This is a genomic window from Streptomyces sp. NPDC012888, from assembly GCF_042900645.1.
Taxonomy (GTDB): Bacteria; Actinomycetota; Actinomycetes; order Streptomycetales; family Streptomycetaceae; genus Streptomyces.
In genome coordinates this window covers 110,462-135,546 of the sequence record NZ_JBIBBM010000008.1, presented here as the reverse complement: position 1 = coordinate 135,546, position 25,085 = coordinate 110,462, and the positions used below count along the sequence as shown (strand labels likewise).

25 protein-coding genes and 1 tRNA gene are annotated in these 25,085 nt (G+C 73.9%); 14 read left to right on the top strand and 12 right to left on the bottom strand.

Annotated elements, in window-relative coordinates; all coding sequences use genetic code 11:
- Positions 1-36 precede the first annotated feature (36 nt).
- Positions 37-1,362: a M20/M25/M40 family metallo-hydrolase gene (locus ACFY61_RS16485; protein ID WP_389472342.1), complete on the bottom strand. Its 1,326-nt coding sequence runs from the start codon at positions 1,360-1,362 to the stop codon at positions 37-39.
- Between the two features lie 167 nt (positions 1,363-1,529).
- Here ACFY61_RS16485 and ACFY61_RS16480 point away from each other — a divergent pair.
- Positions 1,530-1,617: transfer RNA gene (locus ACFY61_RS16480), tRNA-Leu, on the top strand.
- Positions 1,618-1,763: 146 nt separating this feature from the next.
- On the opposite strand, the gene ACFY61_RS16475 is transcribed toward ACFY61_RS16480, so the two are convergent.
- The 3 genes from ACFY61_RS16475 to ACFY61_RS16465 form a co-directional block, all read right to left on the bottom strand.
- The gene (locus tag ACFY61_RS16475; protein ID WP_389472340.1) at positions 1,764-3,209 is read right to left on the bottom strand and encodes an amino acid permease; all 1,446 of its coding nucleotides are present in this window, start codon (positions 3,207-3,209) and stop codon (positions 1,764-1,766) included.
- Between the two features lie 209 nt (positions 3,210-3,418).
- Positions 3,419-4,960, bottom strand: coding sequence for an APC family permease (locus ACFY61_RS16470; RefSeq protein ID WP_389472337.1), 1,542 nt, complete (start codon positions 4,958-4,960; stop codon positions 3,419-3,421).
- 38 nt (positions 4,961-4,998) lie between these two features.
- A complete protein-coding gene (locus ACFY61_RS16465; protein WP_389472335.1) occupies positions 4,999-5,946 on the bottom strand; it encodes a hypothetical protein in 948 nt (315 codons plus the stop codon).
- Positions 5,947-6,156: 210 nt separating this feature from the next.
- On the opposite strand from ACFY61_RS16465, the gene ACFY61_RS16460 reads away from it, so the two are divergent.
- A complete protein-coding gene (locus tag ACFY61_RS16460; RefSeq protein WP_389472332.1) occupies positions 6,157-6,582 on the top strand; it encodes an ASCH domain-containing protein in 426 nt (141 codons plus the stop codon).
- A 47-nt stretch (positions 6,583-6,629) separates the two neighbouring features.
- On the opposite strand, the gene ACFY61_RS16455 is transcribed toward ACFY61_RS16460, so the two are convergent.
- Complete coding sequence (locus tag ACFY61_RS16455; RefSeq protein WP_389472330.1) at positions 6,630-8,285, bottom strand: FAD-binding dehydrogenase; 1,656 nt, start codon at positions 8,283-8,285, stop codon at positions 6,630-6,632.
- Between the two features lie 56 nt (positions 8,286-8,341).
- Between ACFY61_RS16455 and ACFY61_RS16450 the strand changes: the two genes are divergently transcribed.
- The 7 genes from ACFY61_RS16450 to ACFY61_RS16420 all read left to right on the top strand — a co-directional run bounded on the left by ACFY61_RS16450 (position 8,342) and on the right by ACFY61_RS16420 (position 13,495).
- Complete coding sequence (locus ACFY61_RS16450; protein ID WP_389472327.1) at positions 8,342-8,899, top strand: NUDIX hydrolase; 558 nt, start codon at positions 8,342-8,344, stop codon at positions 8,897-8,899.
- A gap of 46 nt (positions 8,900-8,945) precedes the next feature.
- Entirely contained in the window at positions 8,946-9,344 is a 399-nt protein-coding gene (locus ACFY61_RS16445; protein WP_389472325.1) for a YidH family protein, read from the top strand.
- A complete protein-coding gene (locus ACFY61_RS16440; protein WP_389472322.1) occupies positions 9,341-9,667 on the top strand; it encodes a DUF202 domain-containing protein in 327 nt (108 codons plus the stop codon). The genes ACFY61_RS16445 and ACFY61_RS16440 overlap by 4 nt, the downstream gene beginning before the upstream one ends.
- Positions 9,668-9,728: 61 nt before the next feature.
- Entirely contained in the window at positions 9,729-10,025 is a 297-nt protein-coding gene (locus tag ACFY61_RS16435; protein WP_389472320.1) for a hypothetical protein, read from the top strand.
- Positions 10,026-10,153: 128 nt separating this feature from the next.
- On the top strand, positions 10,154-11,065 hold the full coding sequence (locus tag ACFY61_RS16430) for an MBL fold metallo-hydrolase (protein ID WP_389472317.1): 912 nt from the start codon (positions 10,154-10,156) through the stop codon (positions 11,063-11,065).
- Positions 11,066-11,200: 135 nt separating this feature from the next.
- Entirely contained in the window at positions 11,201-12,262 is a 1,062-nt protein-coding gene (locus ACFY61_RS16425) for a phosphotransferase family protein (RefSeq protein ID WP_389472315.1), read from the top strand.
- A gap of 12 nt (positions 12,263-12,274) precedes the next feature.
- The gene (locus tag ACFY61_RS16420; protein ID WP_389472313.1) at positions 12,275-13,495 is read left to right on the top strand and encodes an acyl-CoA dehydrogenase family protein; all 1,221 of its coding nucleotides are present in this window, start codon (positions 12,275-12,277) and stop codon (positions 13,493-13,495) included.
- An 84-nt stretch (positions 13,496-13,579) separates the two neighbouring features.
- Here ACFY61_RS16420 and ACFY61_RS16415 read toward each other — a convergent pair whose 3' ends face one another.
- The 3 genes from ACFY61_RS16415 to ACFY61_RS16405 are packed head-to-tail and all read right to left on the bottom strand — an operon-like array spanning position 13,580 to position 16,821.
- Positions 13,580-14,206, bottom strand: a complete 627-nt coding sequence (locus ACFY61_RS16415; RefSeq protein ID WP_389472310.1) for a TetR/AcrR family transcriptional regulator — start codon at positions 14,204-14,206, stop codon at positions 13,580-13,582.
- 36 nt (positions 14,207-14,242) lie between these two features.
- On the bottom strand, positions 14,243-16,060 hold the full coding sequence (locus tag ACFY61_RS16410; protein WP_389472308.1) for a class I adenylate-forming enzyme family protein: 1,818 nt from the start codon (positions 16,058-16,060) through the stop codon (positions 14,243-14,245).
- Positions 16,057-16,821, bottom strand: a complete 765-nt coding sequence (locus ACFY61_RS16405; RefSeq protein ID WP_389472306.1) for an SDR family oxidoreductase — start codon at positions 16,819-16,821, stop codon at positions 16,057-16,059. The genes ACFY61_RS16410 and ACFY61_RS16405 overlap by 4 nt, the downstream gene beginning before the upstream one ends.
- Positions 16,822-16,930: 109 nt before the next feature.
- Here ACFY61_RS16405 and ACFY61_RS16400 point away from each other — a divergent pair, with 109 nt between their 5' ends.
- The 4 genes from ACFY61_RS16400 to ACFY61_RS16385 all read left to right on the top strand — a co-directional run bounded on the left by ACFY61_RS16400 (position 16,931) and on the right by ACFY61_RS16385 (position 21,107).
- Positions 16,931-18,193, top strand: a complete 1,263-nt coding sequence (locus ACFY61_RS16400; RefSeq protein ID WP_389472304.1) for an exo-beta-N-acetylmuramidase NamZ domain-containing protein — start codon at positions 16,931-16,933, stop codon at positions 18,191-18,193.
- Between the two features lie 93 nt (positions 18,194-18,286).
- Positions 18,287-19,630 (top strand): serine-threonine protein kinase, encoded by a 1,344-nt coding sequence (locus ACFY61_RS16395; RefSeq protein ID WP_389472302.1) that lies wholly within the window; start codon positions 18,287-18,289, stop codon positions 19,628-19,630.
- An 89-nt stretch (positions 19,631-19,719) separates the two neighbouring features.
- On the top strand, positions 19,720-20,262 hold the full coding sequence (locus ACFY61_RS16390) for a hypothetical protein (RefSeq protein WP_389472299.1): 543 nt from the start codon (positions 19,720-19,722) through the stop codon (positions 20,260-20,262).
- Complete coding sequence (locus ACFY61_RS16385; RefSeq protein ID WP_389472296.1) at positions 20,259-21,107, top strand: 3-keto-5-aminohexanoate cleavage protein; 849 nt, start codon at positions 20,259-20,261, stop codon at positions 21,105-21,107. Before ACFY61_RS16390 ends, ACFY61_RS16385 begins: the two co-directional genes overlap by 4 nt.
- A gap of 57 nt (positions 21,108-21,164) precedes the next feature.
- Here ACFY61_RS16385 and ACFY61_RS16380 read toward each other — a convergent pair whose 3' ends face one another.
- Positions 21,165-22,415, bottom strand: coding sequence for a M23 family metallopeptidase (locus ACFY61_RS16380; protein WP_389472293.1), 1,251 nt, complete (start codon positions 22,413-22,415; stop codon positions 21,165-21,167).
- A 503-nt stretch (positions 22,416-22,918) separates the two neighbouring features.
- On the bottom strand, positions 22,919-23,365 hold the full coding sequence (gene soxR, locus ACFY61_RS16375) for a redox-sensitive transcriptional activator SoxR (protein WP_389472291.1): 447 nt from the start codon (positions 23,363-23,365) through the stop codon (positions 22,919-22,921).
- Positions 23,366-23,474: 109 nt separating this feature from the next.
- Here soxR and ACFY61_RS16370 point away from each other — a divergent pair, with 109 nt between their 5' ends.
- Complete coding sequence (locus ACFY61_RS16370) at positions 23,475-23,936, top strand: MaoC family dehydratase (protein WP_389472289.1); 462 nt, start codon at positions 23,475-23,477, stop codon at positions 23,934-23,936.
- Position 23,937: 1 nt separating this feature from the next.
- Here the strand turns inward: ACFY61_RS16370 and ACFY61_RS16365 are convergent, their stop codons facing one another.
- Positions 23,938-24,582 (bottom strand): TetR/AcrR family transcriptional regulator, encoded by a 645-nt coding sequence (locus ACFY61_RS16365; protein WP_389472286.1) that lies wholly within the window; start codon positions 24,580-24,582, stop codon positions 23,938-23,940.
- Positions 24,583-24,646: 64 nt separating this feature from the next.
- A complete protein-coding gene (locus ACFY61_RS16360) occupies positions 24,647-24,937 on the bottom strand; it encodes a YiaA/YiaB family inner membrane protein (protein WP_389472283.1) in 291 nt (96 codons plus the stop codon).
- Between the last annotated feature and the right edge of the window lie 148 nt (positions 24,938-25,085).

The following is a 25,085-nucleotide window of genomic DNA, read 5'->3' as shown; positions in this document are numbered from 1 at the left end:
CTTCCCAGTGAGAGGCGCACACGCTCGCGATTCCCGTCAGCAGTCGTCGAGGAAACGGTCCAGCACCCGGACGCCGAACTTCAGGCCGTCCACCGGGACCCGCTCGTCCACGCCGTGGAACATCCCGGCGAAGTCGAGCTCCGGCGGCAGCTGGAGCGGCGCGAAGCCGAAGCAGCGGATGCCCAGGTCGTCGAAGGACTTGGCGTCGGTGCCACCGGAGAGCATGTACGGCACGGCCCGCGCGATCGGGTCCTCGGCCTTCAGCGCGGTCTGCATGGCGTCGACCAGGCGGCCGTCGAAGTCCGTCTCCAGGGCCTTGTCCCCGTGCACGTCCTCCCGCCTGACCCGCGGGCCCAGGATCCGGTCCAGGTCGGCGAGGAACTCGTCCTCGTAGCCGGGCAGGAAGCGGCCGTCCACGTGTGCCACGGCCTGGCCGGGGATGACGTTGACCTTGTAGCCGGCGCCGAGCATGGTCGGCTGGGCGGTGTTCCGCAGGGTGGCGCCGATGATCTTGGCGATGCCGCCCAGCTTCGCCAGGGTCGCGTCCATGTCCTCCGGGTCGAGAGGGGTGCCCAGGGCGTCGGAGAGCTCGTCCAGGAAGGACCGCACGGTCTTCGTGACCCGGACCGGGAACTTGTGCCGGCCCAGCCGGCCCACGGCCTCGCAGAGCTCGGTGATCGCGTTGTCCTCGTTGGTCATGGAGCCGTGTCCGGCGGTGCCGTCCACGGTCAGCCGCATCCAGTGCATGCCCTTCTGGGCCGTCTCGACGAGGTACAGCCGAAGGTTCTCGTTGACCGTGAAGGAGAAGCCGCCGACCTCCCCGATCGCCTCCGTCACGCCCTCGAACAGCCCGGGGTGCTTGTCCACCAGGTGACGGGCGCCGTACACCCCTCCGGCCTCCTCGTCGGCCAGGAAGGCCAGCACGATGTCACGGGGCGGCTTGCGGCCGCTGCGCAGCCGGTCGCGCACGACCGCCAGGGTCATCGCGTCCATGTCCTTCATGTCGACCGCGCCGCGCCCCCACAGGCAGCCGTCGGCGATCTCGCCGGCGAAGGGGTCGTACGTCCAGTCGGCCGCGTTGGCCGGGACCACGTCGGTGTGGCCGTGGATCAGCAGGGCCGGCCGGGAGGGGTCCTCGCCCTCGATCCGGGCCACCGTGGAGGCCCTGCCCTTGTGGGATTCGAAGATCTGCGGCTCCAGGCCCACCTCGGCGAGCTTCTCGGCCACCCACTCGGCGGCCTTCCGCTCGCCGGGGCCGGAGTGGTCCCCGTAGTTGCTGGTGTCGATCCGGATGAGGTCCCGGCAGAGGTCGACGACCTCGTCCTCGCCGGTGACGGTCCTGCCCGCGCTCGACTCGCTCACGCTGCTTCCTCCCACTGATCGGATGTACGTCCCCCATCCTCCCGCCGGGGGCGCCGCTCCCCAAGGGGCCCTCCCCGGCCTCCCGGGCACCTGATCGAGGCACTCCGAAACCCTGGTAATGTTCTCTTCGTCGGAACGGCCCGCGAGGGACGCGAGACAGACACCTTGTCCGGGTGGCGGAATGGCAGACGCGCTAGCTTGAGGTGCTAGTGCCCTTTATCGGGCGTGGGGGTTCAAGTCCCCCCTCGGACACCAGCGGAACCCCAGATCGAGCTGATCGGTCTGGGGTTCCTTCGTGTTTCCGCGGCGGCGCGCACCGGAGCGGCGGCGGGCGTACGCGGAGGGCCCCGGACCCGGGTGTCTCCCGGGGCCGGGGCCCTCCGCGTACGGGGCGCGGGCCGTCAGCCGCGTTCGGCGGCGATGCGGGCGACGCGCCTGCGGACGCAGAACCAGCCGACGACCAGGCCCGCGGCGATGACCGGGAGCATGGAGACGGTCCAGCGGCCGACGCCGCCGTCGCTCCACATCAGCACCAGCACGGTCACCAGGAAGCCGAGGGTGACGATCTGGGTGTAGGGGGCCCAGGGCAGGCGGTAGGCGGGGCGCTCGACCAGGCCGTCCTTGGCGCGGCGCCAGAAGAACAGCGAGCAGAGCATGACCATGCCCCAGGTGCCCAGGATGCCGAGGGAGGCGAGGTTGAGCACGATCTCGAAGGCCTCGCCGGGCATGAACTTGTTGAGGACCACGCCGGCGATGCCGAAGGCGGCGGTGAACAGGACGCCGCCGTACGGGACCTTGCCCTTGTTCATGCGGGCGGTGAACTTCGGCGCGGAGCCGGACATCGCCATGGAACGCAGGATGCGGCCGGTGGAGTACAGGCCGGAGTTCAGGGAGGACAGGGCGGCCGTGAGGACGACCAGGTTCATGATGCCCGCGGCGCCGGGGATGCCGAGCTTGTCGAAGACGGTGACGAAGGGGCTCTGGTCGGCGGAGTACGCGGTGTACGGCAGCAGGAGGCCGAGGAGGACCACCGAGCCGACGTAGAAGACGCCGACGCGCCACATGATCGAGTTGATCGCCTTCGGCATGATCTTCTCGGGGTTCTCGGTCTCGCCGGCGGCGACGCCGCACAGCTCGACGGAGGCGTAGGCGAAGACGACGCCCTGGATCACGAGGAGCATCGGGAGGACGCCGGTCGGGAAGAGGCCGCCGTTGTCGAAGACGGTGGAGATGCCGGGGACGTGGCCGTCGATGGGGTGGCTGGTGGCGACCAGGTAGATGCTCACGGCCATGAAGACCACCAGGGCGCTGACCTTGATGATCGAGAACCAGAACTCCATCTCGCCGAAGTACTTCACCGAGATCAGGTTGGCGGCCAGGACCACGGAGAGGGCGATCAGGGCGAGGAGCCACTGCGGGACGTCGCTGAACGCGGACCAGTACTGGGCGAAGACGGCGGCGGCCGTGATGTCGGCCACGGTGGTGGTCGACCAGTTCAGGAAGTACAGCCAGCCCGCCGTGTAGGCGCCCTTCTCGCCCATGAACTCGCGGGCGTAGGAGACGAAGGCTCCGGAGGAGGGCCGGTAGAGCACGAGCTCGCCGAGTGCCCGGACGACGAAGAAGGCGAAGACGCCGCACACCGCGTAGGCGATCGCGAGGGAGGGCCCGGCCCCGGCGAGGCGGCCGCCGGCGCCGAGGAACAGGCCGGTGCCTATCGCTCCGCCGATCGCGATCATGTTGATGTGGCGGGACTTGAGGTCCTTGCTGTAGCCCTCGTCACCGGCGTCGACGTGCGCGCTCGGCGACGGCGACGCGGCCGAGGCCTTCGTCAGGGTGCGGTCACTCATGTATGACTTCGCCTTCGTGGGTGGGACAGGCAGGCCGGAGCGGGGCGCGGGGGCCTTCGGTGGTGTCCCCTCTGCCGCGTTCCGGATGTTTTTGGTCGCCATAGGAGACCACGCCGGTCAGCGGGGGCCCAAACCGGCCATCGAAAGCGAAGGCCCCCGGCGCCCTTGGAAAGGGGTGCCGGGGGCCTGTTCCAAGCCCGGTGGGAAGGTCAGTCGCGGCCTTCGGCTGCGGCCTGTTCCAGGCGGAAGGCTTCGTTCCCGAGCCCGATGCGGGCGTGGGTCTCGGGGCGCCTACGGCGCAGCAGGAGTCCGTAGCCGAGGCCGATGACGGCGGCGGCGGCGATGATGCCCGGCAGGATCCGGCCGAGTGCGGAGCCCTCGCCGGCGTTCACGAGGACGCCGAAGTCCTTGACGGTGTAGACGACTATCGCGAGCAGGGCGAGGCCGGCGGCGCCGGCGGCGGCCAGCCGCCACTTCTGGGCGGCGGCGGTGCCGCGGCGTACGAAGAAGGCGATGACGGCGAAGGAGGCGGCGGACATGAGCAGGGTCACGCCGAGGGCCCCGACGCTGCCCATCCAGGTGAAGAGGTGCAGGACGGGGGCGGTGGGGTCGCCGGTGGGCTTGTCGTCGGCGAGGGCGAAGGCGATGACGACGAGGGCGGCCACGGCGGTCTGCAGGAGCGATCCGGTGCCGGGGGCGCCGGTGCCGGCGTTGGTGCGGCCGAAGGCGGCGGGCAGCAGGCCCTCGCGGCCCATGGCGAAGGCGTAGCGGGCGACCACGTTGTGGAAGCTGAGCATGGCCGCGAACATGCCCGTGACGAACAGCACGTGCAGGACGTCGGTGAAGGTGGTGCCGAGCCGGGTCTCGGTGAGGGCGAACAGCAGGCCGGGGCCGTTCTCCGCGGAGGTCGCGACGACGCGGGAGGGGCCGGTGGCCACGGTGAGCGCCCAGGCGCTGACGGCGAAGAAGACGGCGACGAAGCCGATGGCGAGGAACATCACGCGGGAGACGACGATGTGCGGCTTGCTGGTCTCCTCGGCGTAGACCGGGGACTGCTCGAAGCCGACGAAGGCGGCGATGCAGAAGCACAGGGCGGTGCCGAGGCCGGCGCCGGAGAGGGTCGCCGGGTCGAAGGCGTGGAGGGAGACGCCCTCGGGGCCGGGCTTGGCGAGGGCGGCGACGTCGAAGATCACGACGAGGGCGCATTCGACGAGGAGGAGCACGCCCAGGACCCGGGCGTTGAGGTCGATCTTGAGCCAGCCGAGGGCACCGGTGACGGCGACGGCCAGCAGGGCCGGTATCCACCAGGCGAGCTCGGTGCCGAGGTAGGTGGCGAAGAGGCCGGAGATCTCGAAGCCGAGGATGCCGTAGACGCCGACCTGCATGGCGCTGTAGGCGACCAGGGCGACGACGGAGGCGCCGACGCCCGCGGTGGGGCCGAGGCCGCGGGCGATGTAGGCGTAGAGGGCTCCGGCGTTGTGGACGTGCCGGCTCATCTCGGCGTAGCCGATGCCGAAGAGGGCGAGGACGATGCCGAGGATGACGAAGAGCAGGGGCTGCCCGACGACGCCCATGACGCCGAAGGTGGTCGGCATCACTCCGGCGACCACCATCAGGGGGGCGCTGGCGGCGAGGACGGAGAGCAGCAGGCCGGCGGTGCCCAGCCGGTCGGCGCGCAGGGCCCGGTCCTGGCCCTTGTAGGTGCGGATCTCGGCCGCTGGATCGAGCGTGGCGGGTCTGCCCGTCGCCATGGCGGGGTCCTTTCGGGAGTCTTGGGGAGGGGCCGGGGTCAGGCGGAGCCGAGCGCGGCGCTGCGCGCGGCGAGGAAGGCCTTCTGCGGGTCGAGGTCGGGGTACGACCAGGGGGCGCGGGTGGCGTGCCGCCCGATGCGGTGGAAGAGGGCGGCGGCTTCGGCGGGGCGGCCCTCGCAGAGCTTGGCGTGGGCGAGGAAGTTGAGGTCGACCCGGTTGCGGGGGTGGTCCTCGCGTTCCCATTCGAGCCACCAGTCGAAGGCGGAGCGCAGTACCTGGCGGGCGCGGCGGCCGGACCAGTGCTCGGCGGTGGCGTCGGCGGTGAGGGGGCCGGTCGCGGCGAGGACGCGGTAGCGCTCGGCGTGGGCGATGACGGGCAGGACGGCGAGCGGGGAGTCGGCCGGGCATTCCTCGGCGGCCCAGGCGGCGAAGTCGTACACCTCGTGGAGGGGGTCGTGTCCGGCGCCGGGGGTGCGTTCGGCGAGCCGGGCGACCATGAGGTGGTGCGCGTGGTGGTGCTCGCGGTGGCGGGCGCGGACCTGGTCGAAGTGGCGGCTGAACTCCTCCTCGCTGCCGAAGGCGCGGCTGAGCATGAGCAGGGCCAGCCACGGGGTGGGGTCGGCGGGCAGCAGGGCGGCGGCCCGCCGGCAGGCCTCGTCGGCGTCCTCGGGCGCGCCCTTGCGGCGCAGCGCGGTGAAGACGGAGGCGCAGGCGAGCAGGGTGGCGGCGTCGGCGCTCTCGGGTTCGGCGAGGAGCCATTCCCGGGCCCAGGCGGTGGCGGCCGGGGTCTGGGCGAGGACGACGAGGCGGTGGCCGCGGCGGTCCCAGTCGTCGCCGGTGGCGACGAGGAGGGAGCGGACGCTGCTCCAGCGGCCCTGGGTGAACCGGGCGCGGACGTCGACGAGTTCGGTGTCGCACAGGGCCGGGTCGAAGAGCTGGGCGTCCCGCTTGCGGGCGCGGCCGAGGGGCGGCGGAGGCGGGGACATCCGCGGTGTTCCCTTCAGGACGCGGGTGGTCGGTTCGGGCGCCGCGCGCGGGAAGCGAGCGGATGATCACGCACAGCAAAGCGGTAGGCACAGCTCCGCGTCAAGGTCCAGGCCACTGCCTGGCGCGTTTCAACTCCTTCCTTTCGTGGGTAAGTTGGGTAGGTTGAGCCACTCCCGGGGGTGATCGCCCCAGCGGGTTAGGGTGTCGCCATGTCGAGTCACGAAGATCTCCCGCCGTACGTGCTGGGCTTTCCCGGACCGCTGCGCGACGAGCTGGTCGCGGCGGTGCTGAGCGGGCGGAAGACGGCCACGACCGGCTTGTTGGCCGCGTACGAGGCGGAGGCGGAGCCGCTGCCGGCGGCCGGCGACCGGGCCGGCCTGGTCGACTCGGACGAGCGCGTGGTGGCCGTCGTGGAGGTGACGGAGGTCCGCGTGGTGCGCCTGGCGGACGTCGGTCCCGGGCACGCGGCCGACGAGGGCGAGGGGTACGCCTCGGTGGCCGAATGGCGCGCCTCGCACGAGCGGTTCTGGCACTCGGCGGAGTGCAGGGAGGCGCTCGGCGACCCGGGGTTCCGGGTGGACGACGACACCGAGGTGGTCCTGGAGCGGTTCCGCGTGGTCGCGCTGGTGCCGTGAGCCGCCCGTGAGCGCGCGGGCCGGGAGCCGGCCCGCGCGTACGCCGGTCAGGAGACCGCGGCGGCGGCCGCCCGGCCCGCCGTGCGGCCGGAGAAGAGGCAGCCGCCGAGGAAGGTGCCCTCCAGGGCGCGGTACCCGTGGACTCCCCCGCCGCCGAACCCGGCCGCCTCGCCGGCCGCGTACAGGCCGGGGAGCGGCTCTCCGTCCGGGGTGAGCACGCGGGAGGAGAGGTCGGTCTCCAGGCCGCCGAGGGACTTGCGGGTGAGGACGGACAGCCGCACCGCGATCAACGGGCCGGCCTTCGGGTCCAGGACCCGGTGCGGGGCGGCGGTGCGGATCAGCTTGTCGCCGAGGTACTTGCGGGCCCCGCGGATGGCCATCACCTGGAGGTCCTTGGTGAACGGGTTGGCGATCTCCCGGTCCCGGGCGGTGATCTCGCGGCGCAGCTGCGCCTCGTCGATCAGGTCCTCCTTGGTCAGCTCGTTCATCCGGCGGACGAGCGCGGACAGGTCGCGTTCCACGACGAAGTCGGCGCCGCGGTCCATGAAGGCCTGTACCGGGCCGGGCACGGCCTGCCGGGCGCGGTCGATGACGTCGCGGACCGACTTCCCCGTGAGGTCGGGGTTCTGCTCGGAGCCGGACAGCCCGAACTCCTTGCCGATGATGCGCCGGCTGAGGACGAACCAGGTGTGGTCGTGACCGGTCTTCATGATGTGGTCGAGGGTGCCCAGGGTGTCGAAGCCGGGGAAGAGGGGGACGGGGAGCCGCTTGCCGGTGGCGTCCAGCCAGAGCGAGGACGGGCCGGGGAGGATGCGGATGCCGTGCCGGGCCCAGATCGGATCCCAGTTCTCGATCCCCTCCGTGTAGTGCCACATCCGGTCGCGGTTGATGTGGCTGGCGCCGGCGGACTCGGCGATGCCCAGCATCAGCCCGTCGACGTGGGCGGGGACTCCGGACAGCATCCGGGCGGGCGGCTTGCCGAGGCGGTCCGGCCACTGCGCCCGGACCAGGTCGTGGTTGCCGCCGATGCCGCCCGAGGCGATGACCACCGCCTGGGCGCGGAAGGAGAAGGTGCCGGTGACCTCCCGGCTGCTGGCGGCGCCGCGGACGGCGTCGGAGGGGGCGAGGACCTCTCCGGTGACCGTGTCCACGGCACCGGCGGTACGGCCGAGGGCGGTGACCCGGTGGCGGTGGGCGAGCCGGACCAGGCCGCGGGCGGCGCCGGCCCGGACGCGGCGGGCGAAGGGCTCGACCAGACCGGGGCCGGTGCCCCAGGTGATGTGGAAGCGGGGCACCGAGTTGCCGTGGCCGGTGGCGTCGTACCCGCCGCGTTCGGCCCAGCCGACCACCGGGAAGAAGCGGACGCCCTGGGCGTGCAGCCAGGGCCGCTTCTCGCCGGCGGCGAAGTCCACGTACGCCTCGGCCCAGCGGCGGGGCCAGGCGTCCTCGGGGCGGTCGAACCCGGCGGTGCCGAACCAGTCCTGGAGGGCGAGCTCGTGGCTGTCCCTGATGCGCAGCCGCCGCTGTTCGGGCGAGTCGACGAAGAACAGGCCGCCGAAGGACCAGTGCGCCTGGCCGCCGAGGGACTGTTCGGGCTCCTGGTCGAGCAGGATGACCTTGCGGCCCGCGTCGACGAGCTCGGCGGCGGCGGCGAGCCCCGCCAGTCCGGCCCCGATCACGATCACGTCTGCGTCGTACGTCATGCGCAGATCCTGGCTACGCGGCGGTAACCCGTCAACACCGGTGCTTGGATGGATCCGTGCGAGCCGAAGAAGAAGTGCTGGACGTGGTCGACCGTGAGGACCGGGTCGTGGGACGGGCCCCGCGCGGGGAGGTGTACGCCGAAGGGTTGCTCCACCGCTGCGTGTTCGTGCAGGTCACCGATGCTTCGGGGCGGGTGTTCACGCACCGGCGGACGGCGTCGAAGCTGGTGTTCCCGTCCCGTTACGACATGTTCGTCGGCGGGGTGCTGGGGTCCGGGGAGGGCTACGCCTCCGCGGCGCTGCGCGAGGCCGGCGAGGAGCTGGGGGTGAGCGGGCTGCCGCAGCCGGTGCCGCTGTTCAAGTTCCTGTACGAGGGCGAGGGCGGCGCCTGGTGGTCGTACGTGCACGAGGTCCGCTGGGCGGGGCCGGTGCACCCGCAGGAGTCCGAGGTGGACTGGCACGCGTTCCTGGAACCGGCGGAACTGGAGCGGCGGGTGGCCGACGGGTCCTGGCCGTGGGTGCCCGACGGGCTGGAGGCGTACCGGCGCCTGCGGGCGTTCCGCCGCGGCGGGGCCACCGGCTCCGGTGGGGCCACCGGCTCCGGGGGTGCCTGACGCGTCCCGGGCCGGCGGGGCGGAGCCGGGGACGTACATTGCACGTGTGATCGAGTTCGTGAAGGACGTGCGCCTCTGGTTCGCGCCGGAGCGGATCCGGGAGGAGGGCGACACGCCCGACTACCGGTTCTCTTTGGCCAATGAACGGACCTTCCTGGCCTGGGTCAGGACGGCGCTGGCCCTGGTGGGCGGCGGGTTCGCGGTGGACCAGTTCCTGCCGGACCTGCGCTGGGGCGTGCGGGTGGGGATGGCGCTGGCGCTGCTGGTCGCGGGCGCGGCGTGCGCCCTGCGGGCGGTCAACCACTGGGTGCGGTGCGAACGGGCGATGCGGCGGGGAGAGGACCTGCCGGTGTCCCGGTTCCCGGTGGTGCTGGGGCTGGCCGTGGGCCTGGTGGCGGCGGCGATGGTGCTGGTGGTGCTCATGGGCTGGACCGACGGGCGATGAACGGGGCCGAGGCGGCCGAGGCCGGACGGGATCCCGGGCTGCAGCCCGAACGCACCCGGCTGGCCTGGCGCCGCACCACCCTGACCTGCACGATCACCGCCGTACTGGCGGTCCGGCAGGCGGTGCGCGGCTCCGGCGCTCCGGTGGAGGTGGCCGGGACGGCGTTCAGCGTGCTGGTCTGGCTGGCCTTCCTGGTGGTGGCGCACCGGCGGATCCGGGCGCTCGCGGTGCCGCGTCCGGCCGGGCTGACCGCCCGGTCGGCGCTGGCGGGCGGGCTGTGCGCGGTGGCCCTGGCCGGCTTCGCCATCGCTGTGATCATCTGAAGTTCTCCGGCAATCCCGACACGACAGGCGATACCGGGGCGATCTCACTAATCTCGGGCGTATGACCACCATGCACGAGGAACACCCGACCCACGAGCACGCCCACGGCCCGGGCTGCGGCCACACCGAGGTGGCCCACGGCGACCACGTCGACTACGCGCACGACGGCCACCTGCACCGGCAGCACGGCAGCCACTGGGACGAGTGCGAGCCCCGGGGCCACGTCACCCACGAGGGGCACGAGCACGCGCACGGCGAGGACTGCGGCCACCAGGCGGTGGCGCACGGCGACCACCTGGACTACCTCCACGACGGCCACCGGCACGCCGCGCACGACGGCCACTACGACGACCACTGAGGGACGCCGCCCCCTCCTCCACGCTCCCCTCCCCTCGGCTCCCCCTCCCCCGGCTCCCCCTCTCCCCGGTCCGCGCGGCGGCTGGCAGGATGCTGCCCGCACGCCGACGCGACCCGGGGAGAGCGCAGATGACCGTCGACCGGCCCTACCTCGTCCAGCCCGCGCCAGGGGTGTACGCCTACGTACAGCCCGACGGCGGCTGGTGCCTGAACAACGCGGGCTTCGTGACGGACGGCGGCCGGACCCTGCTGGTCGACACCGCCGCCACGGAACGGCGGGCGCTGGCGCTGCGCGACGCCGTGACCGCCTCCGGCTCCCCGCCGCCGCGGACCGTGGTCAACACGCACCACCACGGTGACCACACCTACGGCAACGCGGTGTTCACCCCGGAGGCCCTCGTCCTCGGGCACGAGAACGCGCGGGCCGAACAGCTGGCCGCGGGCCACCAGCTGGAGGCGATCTGGCCGGCCACCGACTTCGGCGACATACGGATCACCCCGCCCGACCTGACGTACACCGACCGGATGACGCTGTACGCCGGTGACACCGAGGTGCGGGTCCTGCACCCCGGCGTGGCCCACACCACCGGGGACTCGGTCGTGTGGCTCCCGGAGCAGCGGGTGGTGTTCACGGGGGACCTGGTCTTCGCCGGCGGCACGCCGTTCCTGGCGATGGGCTCGCTGGCCGGCTCGCTGCGGGCGCTGGAGCTGCTGCGCGACCTCGACGCGGAGACCGTCGTACCCGGTCACGGGCCGCTGACGGACCCCTCGGCGTACGACGCCACCGAGCGGTACCTGCGGTGGGTCGCCGAGCTGGCCCGCGAGGGGCGGGCGGAAGGGCTGAGTCCGCTGGAGGCCGCGCGGCGGGCGGAGCCCGGCGAGTTCGGGAAGTGGCGGGAGAGCGAGCGGCTGGTGGCCAACCTGCACCGGGCGTACGCGGAACTGGAGGGGCTGCCGGACGGGACGCCGCTGGACGTCGTGGCCGTCCTGAGGGACATGACCGTGATGAACGGCGGCACCCCGATCCTCTGCCACGCCTGAGGCGTTCGTTCGCGGAGCGCGGCGGGCAGGTTCCCGGTCCGCCGGGCCGGATTCCGGCCCGCACCCTGGACGACATACCGACTGGTCGGCATGATGGGCGGCGACAGCATCGGCTCCGTCCGGAGGTGCGCACCCATGACCCCGTCGTCCCACGGGAACCCCGAGGCCCCTGCCGGTCCGGAGGGCCTCGACCTGGAACGGCTGCGCGGCCACCTGGACCGCGTCCGGCCCGGCCTGGTCACCGGGGAGCTCACCGGCCGGCTCATCGAGGGCGGGCGGTCCAACCTCACCTACCGGGTGACGGACGGAACCGGGCGGTGGGTGGTGCGCCGGCCGCCGCTCGGCCACGTGCTGGCCACCGCGCACGACATGGCGCGGGAGCACCGGGTGATCCGCGCCCTGCACGGCACGGCCGTGCCGGTGCCCGAGCCGCTGCTGCTGTGCGAGGACCCGGAGGTGCTGGGTGCGCCGTTCTACGTGATGGAGTACGTGGACGGGACCCCGTACCGGACGGCCGGGCAGCTGGCCGCCCTCGGGCCCGACCGCACCCGGCGGGCCGTGCTGGGCCTGGTCGACACGCTGGTGGACCTGCACGCGGTGGACCCGGCCGAGGTGGGCCTGGCGGACTTCGGCTGGCCCGAGGGCTTCCTCGACCGGCAGCTGCGCCGCTGGGGCAAGCAGCTTGACGCCTCCCGCAGCCGCGAGCTGCCCGGCATCGACGAGCTGCACGGCGCCCTGGGCCGGGCGCTCCCCCGGTCCCCCGCGCCGGCCGTGGTGCACGGCGACTTCCGGCTGGACAACGTGCTGATCGCCGCTTCCCCGGCCGGGCACGACACCGTCCGGGCGGTGCTCGACTGGGAGATGTCCACCCTGGGCGACCCGCTGACCGACCTCGGACTGCTGGTCATGTACAGCTCGGACCTGGGGCTGCCCGAGTCCCCGGTCAGTACGACGAGCGGCGCGCCCGGGCATCCGGCCCCCGGGGAGCTGGTCGAACGGTACGCGGCCCGCTCGGGCCGGGACACGGCCGCCATCGCCTGGTACACGGCCTTCGCCTGGTTCAAGCTCGCGGTGATCCTGGAGGGCATCCACTACCGCTACACGCTGGGCCGGACCGTCGGCACCGGCTTCGACCGGATCGGCGAGCTGGTCCCCGTCTTCATCGAGCACGGCCTGACCACCCTTCAGGAAGGCTGAGGAACCGCCCCCATGGACTTCGCATTCGACGCCCGCACGGTGGAACTCCGCGAGCGGCTGCTCGCGTTCATGACGGAACACGTGTACCCGGCGGAGGCGGTGGCCGCCCGCCAGCGGGCCGGCCTGGCCTCGCCCTGGGACACCCCGCCCGTCTTCGGCGAACTGCGGGCCGAGGCCCGGCGGCAGGGACTGTGGAACCTCTTCCTCCCGGACGCCGGGCTCGGGGCGGGCCTCACCAACCTCCAGTACGCGCCGCTGGCGGAGATCACCGGCCGCAGCCCGCACCTGGCGCCGATGGCGACCAACTGCGCGGCCCCCGACACGGGGAACATGGAGCTGCTCGCCCAGTTCGGCAGCGAGGAACAGAAGAAGCAGTGGCTGGAACCGCTGCTGACCGCCAAGATCCGTTCGGCCTTCGCCATGACCGAGCCGGAGGTCGCCTCCTCCGACGCGACCAACATCGAGACCCGGATCGAGCGGTCCGCGGACGGCTCGGAGTACGTGGTGACCGGCCGCAAGTGGTACATCTCCGGGGCGATGAGCCCCGACTGCAAGGTCTTCATCGTGATGGGCAAGACCGACCCGGGAGCGGCCGACCCCCGCCGCCAGCAGTCGATGGTCCTGGTCCCGAGGGACACCCCGGGGGTGGAGGTCCGGCGGGCGATGACCGTGTACGGGTACCACGACCACGACCACGGCGGGCACGCGGAGGTGGTCTTCCACGGGGCCCGGGTGCCGGCCGCGAACCTCATCGGCGAGGAGGGCTCGGGCTTCGCCATCGCCCAGGCCCGGCTCGGTCCGGGCCGGATCCACCACTGCATGCGGCTGATCGGCATGGCCGAGCGGGCCATCGAGCTGATGTGCCGGCGGGCGGTGGGGCGTACGGCCTTCGGCAAGCCGCTCGCGGCGCAGGGCGTGGTGCGGAACTGGATCGCGGACGCCCGGGTGACCGTGGAGCAGCTGCGGCTGCTCGTCCTGAAGACGGCCTGGCTGATGGACACGGTCGGCAACCGCGGTGCGCACACCGAGATCCAGGCCATCAAGATCGCCACGCCGCGGGCGGTGGTGCGGATCCTGGACGACGCCGTGCAGCTGCACGGCGCGGGCGGGGTCAGCCAGGACACCCCGCTGGCGGAGCTGTGGGCGGCGGCGCGCACGCTGCGGCTGGCCGACGGCCCGGACGAGGTGCACCAGCGGTCGCTGGCCCGGCGCGAGCTGGAGCGGTACGCCTAGGAGCGGACGCTGGTCGGACCGGGCCCGGGGGCCGGGTCCGGGGCCGGTCGCCCGGTCGCGCGGTCGCCCCGCGCGGGGCCGGGGTCAGGGACGGAGCGCGCGCAGCAGCAGGTCGGCGAGGTGGTCGGCGACCTGCCGCGGGGTCAGCGGGCCGTCCGTCCGGTACCAGGTGGAGAGGTGGTGGACGGACCCGAAGTGGTAGTCCACCACCAGGTCCGCGGGGGTGGCGGTGGAGAAGACCCCGGTCCGCTGCCCCTCCTCGATCAGCGCCCGGAAACGCTCGTGGTAGCGCCGTCGTTCGGCCCGGACCTGCTTGTACTTCTCCGGGCTCAGCTGGTGCATCGACCGGAAGAAGATCATCGCGTCGTCGAGGTTCTCGATGGTCGTCACCACCACGTCGGCGGCCGCGGCGCGGAGCCGGTCCTCCACCGGGGCGTCGGAACCGGCCACCGCGTCGAGCCGCTGCTGCTGGAGGCGCAGCATCCGCGCGTACACCTCGTGCAGCAGGTCGTCCTTGGAGCCGAAGTAGTGGTAGAGGGCACCCTTGGTGACCCCGGCGGCCTCGACGATCTCCTGCACCGAGGTGCGGTCGTAGCCGCGTTCGGCGAAGAGCCGCGTGGCGACGGCCAGCAGCCGCTGCGGGACCGGAGTGCCGTCCTGGTTCCCGGGGTTGCCGGCGTGCTCCTCCGGCACCGTGCTCCTGGCTGCCATGGGCCTTCCCCTTTCCGTATGGTCCTCCGGCGGTTTTCAGCCGCGTTCGCGCAGTTCCCGACGCAGGATCTTGCCACTGGTCGTCTTGGGTAGCACAGCCAGGATCTCCACCCGGCGCGGGTACTTGTACGCGGCGATGCGCGCCCGGCAGTACTCCGCGAGCTCCGCCGGTTCGGCGCGGGCACCGGGGCGGAGGCTGACGTAGGCCTTCACGGTCTCGCCGCGGTACGGGTCGGGGACGCCCACGACGGCGGCCTCGCGGACCGCCGGGTGGGTGTAGAGGACGTCCTCGACCTCGCGCGGCCACACCTTGAAGCCGGAGGCGCTGATCATGTCCTTCTTCCGGTCGACCACGTAGAGCCAGCCGTCCGGGTCCATGAAGCCGACGTCGCCGGTGCGCAGTTCGCCGTCCGGGAAGGCGGCCGCGGTCTCCTCGGGGCGCCGCCAGTACCCGGCGGCCAGCTGGGGTCCGCGGACGGCGATCTCGCCGGTCTCGCCGAACGGGAGCTCGCGGCCGCGTTCGTCGAGGATGCGTACGACGGTGTCGGCGCCGGGGACGCCGACGGAGAGGGTGCCCGTGGCCGGGTCGACGGGCGCCTCGCGGTGGGCCGGGACGGCCGCCACGGCGGCGGTGGACTCGGTGAGTCCGTAGCCGTTGCGGAGGCGGACGCCGAAGGCGGAGCGGAACCGGTCGACCAAGGCGGGCGGGAGGGGTGCGCCGCCGCAGGAGGTGATCCGGAACGAGGCGAAGTGGTCCGGGGTCACGGCGGGGTGGGCGGCGAGGGCCAGGTAGGCGGTGGCCGGGCCGACGGTGTAGGCGGGCCGGTGCTCCAGGAAGGCGTCCAGGACGGTGCCGGCGTCGAAGCGGTGCGCGAGGGCGAGGGTGCCGGCGTTGACGAAGCAGGCGGCGAGCTCGCAGACCATGCCGGTGATGTGGAAGAGCGGGGCGAGGGCGAAGTAGGTCGAGCCCTCGGGTATCGGGTGGCCGGCGACCTGCCGGGCGGCGTTGTGGGTGAGGGCGCCGTGCGGGTTGAGGGCGCCCTTGGGGGTGCCGGAGGTGCCCGAGGTGTAGCTGATCAGGGCGGTGTCGCCGGCGGCCGGGGCGGGGACGTCGGGGGCGGGCCGGCGACGTCGGGCCTCGGTCCCGAGGTCGGCCACGTGGGGGACGGCGGCGGCGGGCGACGGGGCCGCGTGGGTGCGCGGGGCGTCGTCCGGGCGGGGGGCGGGGGCCGGGCGCGGGGCGTCGTCCGGGTGGGGGGCGGGGGCCGGGCGCGGGCCGAACACGCGGGGGTCGTCGCGGGTCTGGAAGTCGCGGTCGTCGGCGGTCAGGACGGTCCGCAGCGGTGTGCCGGCGGCGGCCGCGCCGAGGAACTCCGACCAGGCACTGCGCTCGCACACGAGGGCGGCGGCGCCGGAGTCGGCGAGGACGTGCCGCACCTCGCCGGCCTTGTACATGGGGTTCAGGGGGACCACGACCGCGCCGGCCTTCCAGGCGGCCAGCACGGCGAGGACGAAGTGCGGGGTGTTCTGCAGCATGACCGCCACCCGGTCACCGGGCCGCACGCCACGGTCGGCGAGGTGCCCGGCGAGGGAGTCGGAGAGCGCGTCGGTCTCGGCGTAGCTCAGCCGGCCGTCGAAGTACGCGAGGGCGGTCCGGTCCGGCGCACGGCGCGCGGCCGCCCGGAACGCCTGCGGGACGCCGGGCGGCGGGCTGATCGGCGCCCGCTGCGCTTCGGCGAGCAGGCCGAGCCACGGCTTTGCCGCGTAGCGGGAGGCGGCGGGCCCCGCGTCCGGCACGGCCGGAGACGGCGGGGGCGGGGTCCGGGGTGCGACTGAGGCTGCGGGTGGGGTCATGCGCCCTCCCACTTGCGCTGGAGGTGGTTCATGCCGGTCAGCCAGCGGTCCGGGTCGGTGGCGCGCGCCGCGTGGTAGGCCGCGACCTCGGGGTGCGGGAGGATCAAGAAGGTGCCCTTCTCCATGCCGTCGAACAGGGCGTCGGCGACCGCTTCCGGTTCGATCGCGGTCGGCGCCAGGACCAGGTCGCCGGCCGAGCCCGCGGCGGTCAGCATGTCGGTGCGCACCCCCTGCGGGCAGATGGCGTGGACCTGGACGCCGCGGTGGCGGTAGGTCAGCGAGAGCCATTCCGCGAAGGCGAGCGCGCCGTGCTTGGTGACACTGTACGGGGCGGCTCCGATCATGGTGAGCAGCCCGGCGGCGGAGACGGTGGAGACGAAGCGGCCGCTGCCCCGCTCCAGCCACTGCGGCAGCAGGGCGCGGACGGCGCGGACGTGGGCCATGACGTTGGTCTGCCAGGCGGCGTCCCAGACCTCCTCGCCGGCGAAGGCGTCGCCGCCCGAGGCGAGCCCGGCGTTGGCGCAGTACACGTCGACGACGCCGCCGAGCGCCTCGCGGGCCGGTCCGGCGACCTCGGAGGCGTCGCCGGGCAGCGGGATCGCGCGGGGGCCGATCCGGTCGGCGACGGACGCGGCGCGGGCCGGGTCGAGGTCGTTCACCACGACCCTGGCGCCTTCGGCGGCGAAGCGGTGCGCGAGGGCGGCGCCGATGCCGCCGCCCGCGCCGGTGACGACGACTCGCTGGTCCTGGTAGGCGCCCACGGAATCCACCTCTCGACAGCGGGCCCGGCCTGACCGGCCGGGCGGACGCTCGGCAGACTAACCGGTCGGTATGCCGGGGTGGAAGGGTGTGCCGACCTAGCGTTGCCGGATGACGCTGTCGAGACGGGGGCTGCTGGGACTGGCGGGGGCCGCGGGTGCGGGCGGGGCCGTGGGAGCGGCGGTGACCGGTGTTCCGGGTGCGGCCGCCGCGCCGCGGGCGGAACGGGTGCGGACCGGTTTCGAGCAGCTGGCGGCCGGCGGGTACGCGCTGCTCGCCGGGCGGCGGGTGGGGGTGGTCACCAACCCCACCGGGATCGCGGCGGACGCCCGCCACCTGGTCGACGTACTGCACGCCGACGAGCGGGTCGACCTGGTGGCGGTGTTCGGGCCCGAGCACGGCTTCCGCGGGACGGCGCAGGCCGGCGGCTCGGAGGGGTCCGCGCGGGACCCGGCCACCGGTCTGCCGGTCTTCGACACGTACGGCAAGAGCGGGCGGGCGCTCGCGGACGTGTTCACGGCGGCCGGCGTGGACACCGTCGTCTTCGACATCCAGGACGTCGGCGCCCGCTTCTACACCTACGTCTGGACGCTGTACGACTGCATGCGCGCGGCCGCCCTGGCCGGCAAGGCGGTGGTGGTCCTGGACCGGCCGAACCCGGTGGGCGGGCTGCGGGCCGCCGGGCCGGTGCTGGAGCGGCCGTACGCCAGCTTCGTCGGACGGGAGCCGGTCGCGCTGGCACACGGCATGACGGTGGCGGAACTGGCCCGGCTGTTCAACGGGGAGTTCCTGGCCGCGGACCCGGTGCCGCTGGAGACGGTACGGATGGCCGGCTGGCGGCGGGAGTACCACTTCGGCGCGACGGGGCTGCCCTGGGTGCCGCCGAGCCCGAACGTGCCGACCCCGGACACGGCCCTGGTGTACGCCGGGACCTGCCTGTTCGAGGGGACCAACCTGTCCGAGGGCCGGGGCACCACCACTCCGTTCCAGCTGGTGGGCGCCGAGGGCGTGGACCGCCGGTGGGCGGAGGCGGCGGACGCGCTGGGCCTGCCCGGGGTGTGGTTCCGGGAGGCGTACTTCACCCCGTCGTTCTCCAAGTTCGCCGGGAAGACCTGCGGCGGGGTGCGGGTCGTGGTGCACGACCGGGCCGCCTTCGACCCGGTGCTGACCGGGATCGGGCTGCTGGTGACGGCGCGGCGGACCTGGAGCGGGTTCGCCTGGCGGGCCGACCACTGGATCGACCGGCTGACCGGCTCGGACCGGGTGCGCAGGATGGTCGACGCCGGGGCGGGGCCGGCGGAGATCGCGGCGGACTGGGCGGCGGGGCTGGCCCGGTTCGCGGCGGTCCGGGAACGCTACCTGCTGTACCCCTGATCCGGGGCCGCCGCGGGTCTGGCCGGACGCACGGGACGGCGGGATGCTGGGCGGGCGGACGGCTTGCGGGCGGGCGGCGACGAGGGGGGACCCATGTCGGGTGCGGGTGCGGCGGGTGCGGGTGCGGTGGGCTCGGTCGCGGGCCCGGGCGCGGTGGGCGTGGAGCCTTACGCGGAGCTGGTCTTCGACGCCGAGGGCGACGTGGACCCGCGCTCGCGGGACGCCCTGGTCCGGCTGGACGCGACCGACCTGCTGGTGTTCTCGCACGGCTGGAACAGCCAGCGGTCCACGGCGACCCGGCTGTACGGCCGGTTCTTCGCCCCCTTCCCGCGGCTGGCCGGGCCGTCGGTGAGGCTCGGCTACGTGGGCGTGGTCTGGCCCTCGATCCGGTTCGCGGACGAGCCGGTCCCGGACTTCGAACTCCGCGCGGCGCTCGCCGAACCGGGCTACGGGTCCGCGCTCGATCCGGACACCCGGCAGGCACTGGACGGGTTCTGGCCGGGCCACGGTGCCGAACTGGACCGGATCGAGGAACTGCTGGCCCGGCGGCCGGAGTCGGCGGAGGCCTTCGCCGAGTTCGGGGTGCTGGTCCGGGCCCTGGCCGGGCTTCCCGAGCGGCCCGTACCGTCCGCCGCGACGGGCCACGGCGACAGCGGTGGCGGGGCCGATGGCGAGGACGGGGACGGGGACGCCGTACCGGTGCTGTTCTCCGTACCGCCGGAGGAGGCCTGCCGGGTGCTCGCCGACGGCCTGGCCGAAGCCGGGGCCGACGGTCGGCAGGCCCTGTGGAACGGGGGCAAGGAACTCCTCCGCCAGGCCAGCTACTACCGCATGAAGAAGCGGGCCGGGCTGATCGGCGAGCGCGGGCTGGGCCCGGTACTGACGGAGCTGTCGCGCGGCCGCCCCGGACTGCGCGTCCACCTGATCGGGCACAGCTTCGGGGCCCGGCTGGTCTCCTTCGCGCTCCGCGCGGTCCCGGACGGCCGGGGCTGCGTGAAGTCCCTCACCCTGCTCCAAGGAGCCTTCTCCCATTACGCGTTCGCCGAGCGACTGCCGCACGACCGGGGCCGCGGCGGGGCCCTGGCCGGGCTCCAGCGGCGGGTGGACGGCCCGGTGGTCTGCTGCCACTCCGAACACGACTCGGCCCTGCGGGTCTTCTACCCGCTGGCCTCGCGGATGGCCGGGGATTCGGCCGGTTTCGCCGGCTTCGACGAGCGGTGGGGCGCCATGGGCCACGACGGCGTCCAGGCCGTGCCCGGCGCGGTACGGCTCACCCTGGACGCGGCGCTGCGCGAGGGGCTGCCGGGCACGGGTTGTGCGAGCGTGGACGCCGCCTCCGTGGTGCGGCGCGGCGGGGCACCGTCGGGGGCGCACAGCGACATCTGCCACGAGGAGCTGGCCCGGGTGGTGGTGTCGGCGGGACGGCTGGGGCGCTGACATCCGGCCACGTGCCACCGCCGCGCCTCGTCCGCCCCCGCATGCGCCCACACCCTCCCGGGCATGTTGGGCACGGAGGTGGAGCGGTGATGGCGGGATTCCGGAGTCTGGCGGTCCAGGTGCGGGACGCGCGCAACGACCGGGCGCTGCGGCGTCACTCACTGCGCCGCTGCCTGGAGAGGTTCGCACCGTACGGGCACCGGGCGACCTGGTGGCACCTGTGCGACCGGCACGGCATCGGGCCCGAGGACCGGGCGGCGGATCCGCAGCGGCTGGTGGCTGCGCTGGAGGAGCTGGAGGAGGCCCGGGCGGTCTGGCTGGAGTACGAGCGGCACTTCGCGGAGCGGCGGCGGCGTGAGAAGCACGACGGTCTGCGGCGCCCGGAGTGGGCGTGGGGCGGCGAGGCCGTGGTGCGGTGCGCGGACCCGGGTGTACGGCCGGAGGGGCCGCTGGGCGAGGTGCTGCGGCGGCTGGTGAAGGCGCTGGAGTCGGCGCCCGGGACGGCCTGCCCGGTCTGCGGCGAGCAGGAGCTGCGCTGGGTCGGGCCGGACGGCCGGGGGCGGTGGGACGGGCCGGTGTGCGGCGGGTGCGGGATCGTCGTGCCGAGGCCGGCGCTGGCGGATTCGGCGTGAGCCCGGTCGTCCAGGTCTCGCTGAACGGCAGCCGTACGGGCGCCGATTCGGCGGCGGTGCCGATGTCCCCGGCGGAGCTGGTCGAGGCGGCGGTACGGGCGGTGGCCGCCGGGGCCACCGAGGTGCTGGTGCACCCGCGGACCCCGTGCGGACGGGAGAGCCTGTCGCCGCGGGTGGTCGGGCCGGTGGTGGCGGCGCTGCGGGCGGCGGCCGGGGTGCCGGTGGCGGTGTGCGCCACGGTCGGCGCGGAACCGGATCCGGCGGCCCGGCTGGCGCGGGTGCGGTCCTGGGAGGTGCTGCCGGACCGGGCGGCGGTCGGCTGGTCGGAGCCGGGGGTGCCGGAGCTGACGGCGGCCCTGCTGGAGCGCGGTGTGGCGGTGGACGCGGTGCTGCCGTACGGCGGCCCGGCCCCGGTCCCCCACCCGGCGGTCCGACCGGTACTCCTGGTCGGGGCGGGGCCGGGGGACCGGACATGGCCCGGGGGCCGGGCGGGGCTCAGGGGCGGGCCGGGGGTATGGGGCGGGCCGGGGCTTCGGTTCCGCCCGGGCGGAGGCCCGTACGACGCGGCCGCACGGCCGGACGGCGGGCCGGCGGACGGCGGGCCGGCGCAGGGCGAGCCGGTGGACGACGGGCCGCGGGAAGGCGGGCCGGTGGAGGCCTCGCCGCTGATCTGCGGCCGGGACGGCGCGGCCTGGCCGGCCGTACGGCTCGCGGCGGAGCTGCGGGCGGGCGTACGGACCGGCGTAGGCGACGTCCTGCACCTCCCGGACGGACGCCCGGCCCGGTCCAGCGCCGAACTGGTCGCGGCGGCGCTGGCGTTCGCCCGGAGCCGGTCGGGTGGGTGACCGGCTCCGGCACGTCCGCCGGGCCGGCCGGCGAGCCGCAGCGTGAGCCGGTGACGGCTACATGCCGTCCCAGTCGCCGGCGACGGGGACCATCCCGGTGGCGCCGAAGACGAAGCTCGAATCCGCGACGTTGTCGGTGTTGGAGTTGTTGACGTAGAAGGTGTGGTTCGACGGACGCCACAGCGCGACGGTGTCCTTGCCGTCCGCGTCGAAATCGCCGGGCACCGCGATGTCGCCCGCGCTGCCGAACGACATCTCGTGGTCGTTCCCACCCGCGCTGGGCGTGTTCCGCAGGTACACCTTGTGCGTCGAAGGGTCGTACATGCCTATCCCGTCGCCTCGCACACCGTCCCAGTTCCCGGCGATCGGCTGCATCCCGCCCGCCCCGTACACGAACTCCATGTCGGCCCTCGGCTGCGTGTTGGAGTTGCTCAGGTAGAACGTGTGGTTCGACGGACGCCACACACCGATCGTCACCGTGCCGTTGCCGTCCCAGTCTCCCGTCACCGGAACGTCACCCGGGCTGCCGAAGCGGACCCTGACGTCCGTGGCACCCGCGTTCGCCGCGTTGCGCAGATGGAAGGTCGCCGTGGCCTTCTCGTACATGCCGACACCGTCCGCACCCACGCCGTCCCAGTCACCCGTGACCGGCGTCATGCCGTCCGCGCCGAACACGAACTCCCCCGCGTCGTTCCCCCCGGGTGTCGCCGTGTTGCGCAGATGGAACCCATGACTGCGCGGCTCCCACATCCCCACGCCGTCCCGCTTCTGCCCGCAGTTCCTGCTGGTGAAGTCGGTGTCGCCGCCGTAGCCGTACGCCACGCCGTTGAACGTGACGGGCTGCCCGGCACCGTTGAGGGTCTGCTGGTAGTGGAGGTGCGAGCCCTGCGAGTTGCCGGTGTTGCCGACGGCACCCACCGCGTCGGCGGCGTCGACCCGGTCGCCGACGCCGACCTTGACGGTCGACAGGTGTGCGTAGTGGGTCGTCCAGCCGCCCCCGTGGTCGATCAGCACGTGGTTGCCGGCCCAGTTGCCGCTCGCACCCGCCTGCTTGACCACCCCTCCGGCGCTGGCGAGCACCGGCCGGCCCTCGTCCCCGGCGGGGTGGTTGAGGTCGACGGAGTAGGCGGGCTCGTGCCCTGCGTACGTCGACACCTGCCAGGTCTGGTTGCAGGTGACGGGCAGTTGGAAGGCGGGACGACCGCTGGCGTGGGCGACGGCCGGGGTCAACACGGAGAGCCCGAGCGAGGCGGAGCCGAGCGCGAGGGCGCCGGCGAGGGCGCGACGGAGCGACGCGGAAAGCTTCACGGAGGAGTCCTTTGAGGCGTACATGACATTCGGTGCGCCGCAGCGGCTGCCATGCATGAGCGGGGAGAGGGTCACAGCGGGTGGTGTCCACCGGAGTCGCGCGGGGCGCCTGCCCCGTTCGGACGATCAAGAGCCTCGCCGACGGGCCGCACCCCACGGAAGCCCTTGGACCTGGCCCGAAGCGTCCCCGGACCGTTCAGGCCGGCGCTTGCGCTCGGCACGCGGGCGACACGGCCCGCCCGGAACGGGGTCGCCGGAGGTACCGGGCGGGGTCGAGACGTGCGGCAGCCCGCGGCGCCGCCGCGGCAGGCGCGCCGGCCGCGGCGGCGCTGGGGGCGGTGGAGGCGGCGGCGCTGGGGGCGGTGGGGGCGGCGGCGGTGGGGGCGGGGTGACGTCTCGCGTTCCGCCGCGAGACGTGTCGCCGAAGCCTTGCCCCACACCTCGACGTCACGCAGGGGCTACGGCTTCCCGGGCCGCCGCCGGCCTCGCCGTGCAGGGACGGCCTAGAGCCGCGAGCCGATGCCCCCGCGCTGGCCGAGGACGTCGTCCGGGTTGGACAGGACGCACGTCTTCAGCGAGAGGCAGCCACAGCCGATGCAATCCGTCAGGTGGTCGCGCAGCCGGGCCAGCTGCGCGATGCGCTCGTCCAGCTCGGCGCGCCAGACCTCCGACAGCTTCGCCCAGTCCTCACGGGTCGGCGTGCGCTCCTCGGGGAGCTCCGCGAGGGCCTCGCGGATGGTCACCAGCGGGATGCCGACGCGCTGGGCGGCCCGCACGAAGGCGACCCGGCGCAGCGCGTCACGGCTGTAACGGCGCTGGTTGCCGGAGGTGCGGCGGCTGCTGATGAGCCCCTTGGTCTCGTAGAAGTGGAGCGCGGACACGGCCGCGCCGCTGCGCGCGGACAGCTGTCCGACGGTCAGTTCGTGAACTCTCTCGGGAATCTGCGGCACCCTGCCGAGCGTAGTCGGCGCGGCGCGCATCCGTTGACAGATACATGCAGCCCAACCATGCTGAGCAAGCGCTTGTTCGCCGTCGTGGGACGCATCGAGAGGGAGACGTATGGCCGAGCCGAGGATCTTCACCTCCGCCGAGGAGCTGCGCGCCGGGACCGGTGAGCCGCTCGGACCCAGCGGCTGGCTGGAGGTGGACCAGAAGCGGATCGACCTCTTCGCGGACGCCACCGGCGACCACCAGTGGATCCACGTGGACCCCGAGCGCGCCGCGTCCGGCCCCTTCGGGTCCACCATCGCCCACGGGTACCTGACCCTCTCGCTGCTGCCCAGCCTGCTGCCGCAGCTGATGCGGGTCGAGGGCATGCGGATGGGCGTCAACTACGGGGTGGACAAGGTGCGCTTCCCGGCGCCCGTGCCGGTGGGCTCGCGACTGCGCGCCACCGCCGTGATCACCGAGGTGACGGAGGCGGGCGAGGGGGTGCAGGTCGCCGCGACGGTGACGGTGGAACGGGAGGGCGGCGAGAAGCCGGTGTGCGTGGCGCAGACCCTGTCGCGCTACTACTTCTGAACTACTTCTGATCGCGGGCGGCGGGCGCGCCCACCATGCGGAGCACGAGGTCGGCGTAGAGGGTGCCGACCTCGTCCGGGGTGCGGTTCCCGGTGAGGCTGAACCAGCGGGCCACGTCGATGCAGAGGGACAGCACGGCGAGGGTGGTGCCGGGCAGGTCCGGCACGTCGAACTCGCCCGCCGCGACCCCGTCGGCGAGGATCCGCCGGACGGCGGCGTCGCTCCGGCGCCGCAGGGCGACGATCTCGGTGCGGTGCTCCGGGCCGAGCGCGTCCAGCTCGTACTGGACCACGCGCGCGGTGGTGTGGTGCGCGGCGTGCCACCGCACGAAGGAACGCACGGCGGCGTCGAGCCGGTCGGCGGCGGTGCCGGGACCGTCGGCGGCGGTGCTGAGCAGCTCCAGGGCCTTGAGGTGGCCGACGCGGCTGATCCGGTGGAGCAGTTCTTCCTTGGTCTTGTAGTGGATGTAGAGCGCGGCCGGACTCATGCCGGCGCGCTGGGCGATGTCGCGGGTGGTCGTGGCGTGGTAGCCGCGCTCGGCGAAGGCGTCCACGGCGGCGATGAGCAGCCGCCGGGCCGCGTCCGGGGTGACCTCGGACCACGGCACGTACTCGCCGCTGCCGTCGGTCTCCACCGCGCTGTCCATCCGCCCACTCACCCTCTTCGCCGCGTTACGGGGGTGCACACTTTACCGGAGGGTGAGCAAGCGCTTAGGGCGCGGTCTTGTACGGGTCGTACTCGGCGAGGATCTTCTCCATCCGGGCCTGGTCGACGCGGCTGACGATCTGGCCGGCCTCCTGGCGGTCGCGGACGACCTTGGCGAGGGTGAAGGCGGAGGTGGTGAGGTACAGGACGGCGACGGCCATGAAGGCGCGCACCCAGGCGCCGGCCTCCATGTGGTAGATGCCGAGCGTGACGGCGAGGAGGGCCAGGCCGAAGGAGGCGACGGCCTGGCCGTAGTACGCGCCGGTGGTCTGCTGCTTGACCGGTGTCTCGTTCATGCCCCCACGATCGGCCCGGCGGGCCCGGTCCCACATCCGCCGGCCTACTCACCCCCACCCGCCGCGCTACTCACCCGCCCGGCCGCGGACCCGGCGGCGCGCCGCCCACCCGCGGAGCCGAGCGCAGGGCGAAGCCCCGGGGCACCTG

Excerpts from the sequence above, each read along its gene's own strand:
- ACFY61_RS16365 (WP_389472286.1), bottom strand. The coding sequence starts at position 24,582 with ATGGACAGCGCGGTGGAGACCGACGGCAGCGGCGAGTACGTGCCGTGG.
- ACFY61_RS16475 (WP_389472340.1), bottom strand. The coding sequence starts at position 3,209 with ATGAGTGACCGCACCCTGACGAAGGCCTCGGCCGCGTCGCCGTCGCCG.
- ACFY61_RS16455 (WP_389472330.1), bottom strand. The coding sequence starts at position 8,285 with ATGACGTACGACGCAGACGTGATCGTGATCGGGGCCGGACTGGCGGGG.
- ACFY61_RS16465 (WP_389472335.1), bottom strand. The coding sequence starts at position 5,946 with ATGTCCCCGCCTCCGCCGCCCCTCGGCCGCGCCCGCAAGCGGGACGCC.
- ACFY61_RS16395 (WP_389472302.1), top strand. The coding sequence starts at position 18,287 with ATGTCGGGTGCGGGTGCGGCGGGTGCGGGTGCGGTGGGCTCGGTCGCG.
- ACFY61_RS16370 (WP_389472289.1), top strand. The coding sequence starts at position 23,475 with ATGGCCGAGCCGAGGATCTTCACCTCCGCCGAGGAGCTGCGCGCCGGG.
- ACFY61_RS16470 (WP_389472337.1), bottom strand. The coding sequence starts at position 4,960 with ATGGCGACGGGCAGACCCGCCACGCTCGATCCAGCGGCCGAGATCCGC.
- ACFY61_RS16400 (WP_389472304.1), top strand. The coding sequence starts at position 16,931 with ATGACGCTGTCGAGACGGGGGCTGCTGGGACTGGCGGGGGCCGCGGGT.
- ACFY61_RS16360 (WP_389472283.1), bottom strand. The coding sequence starts at position 24,937 with ATGAACGAGACACCGGTCAAGCAGCAGACCACCGGCGCGTACTACGGC.
- ACFY61_RS16410 (WP_389472308.1), bottom strand. The coding sequence starts at position 16,060 with ATGACCCCACCCGCAGCCTCAGTCGCACCCCGGACCCCGCCCCCGCCG.
- ACFY61_RS16440 (WP_389472322.1), top strand. The coding sequence starts at position 9,341 with ATGAACGGGGCCGAGGCGGCCGAGGCCGGACGGGATCCCGGGCTGCAG.
- ACFY61_RS16390 (WP_389472299.1), top strand. The coding sequence starts at position 19,720 with ATGGCGGGATTCCGGAGTCTGGCGGTCCAGGTGCGGGACGCGCGCAAC.
- ACFY61_RS16420 (WP_389472313.1), top strand. The coding sequence starts at position 12,275 with ATGGACTTCGCATTCGACGCCCGCACGGTGGAACTCCGCGAGCGGCTG.
- ACFY61_RS16460 (WP_389472332.1), top strand. The coding sequence starts at position 6,157 with ATGTCGAGTCACGAAGATCTCCCGCCGTACGTGCTGGGCTTTCCCGGA.
- ACFY61_RS16430 (WP_389472317.1), top strand. The coding sequence starts at position 10,154 with ATGACCGTCGACCGGCCCTACCTCGTCCAGCCCGCGCCAGGGGTGTAC.
- ACFY61_RS16415 (WP_389472310.1), bottom strand. The coding sequence starts at position 14,206 with ATGGCAGCCAGGAGCACGGTGCCGGAGGAGCACGCCGGCAACCCCGGG.
- ACFY61_RS16435 (WP_389472320.1), top strand. The coding sequence starts at position 9,729 with ATGACCACCATGCACGAGGAACACCCGACCCACGAGCACGCCCACGGC.
- ACFY61_RS16425 (WP_389472315.1), top strand. The coding sequence starts at position 11,201 with ATGACCCCGTCGTCCCACGGGAACCCCGAGGCCCCTGCCGGTCCGGAG.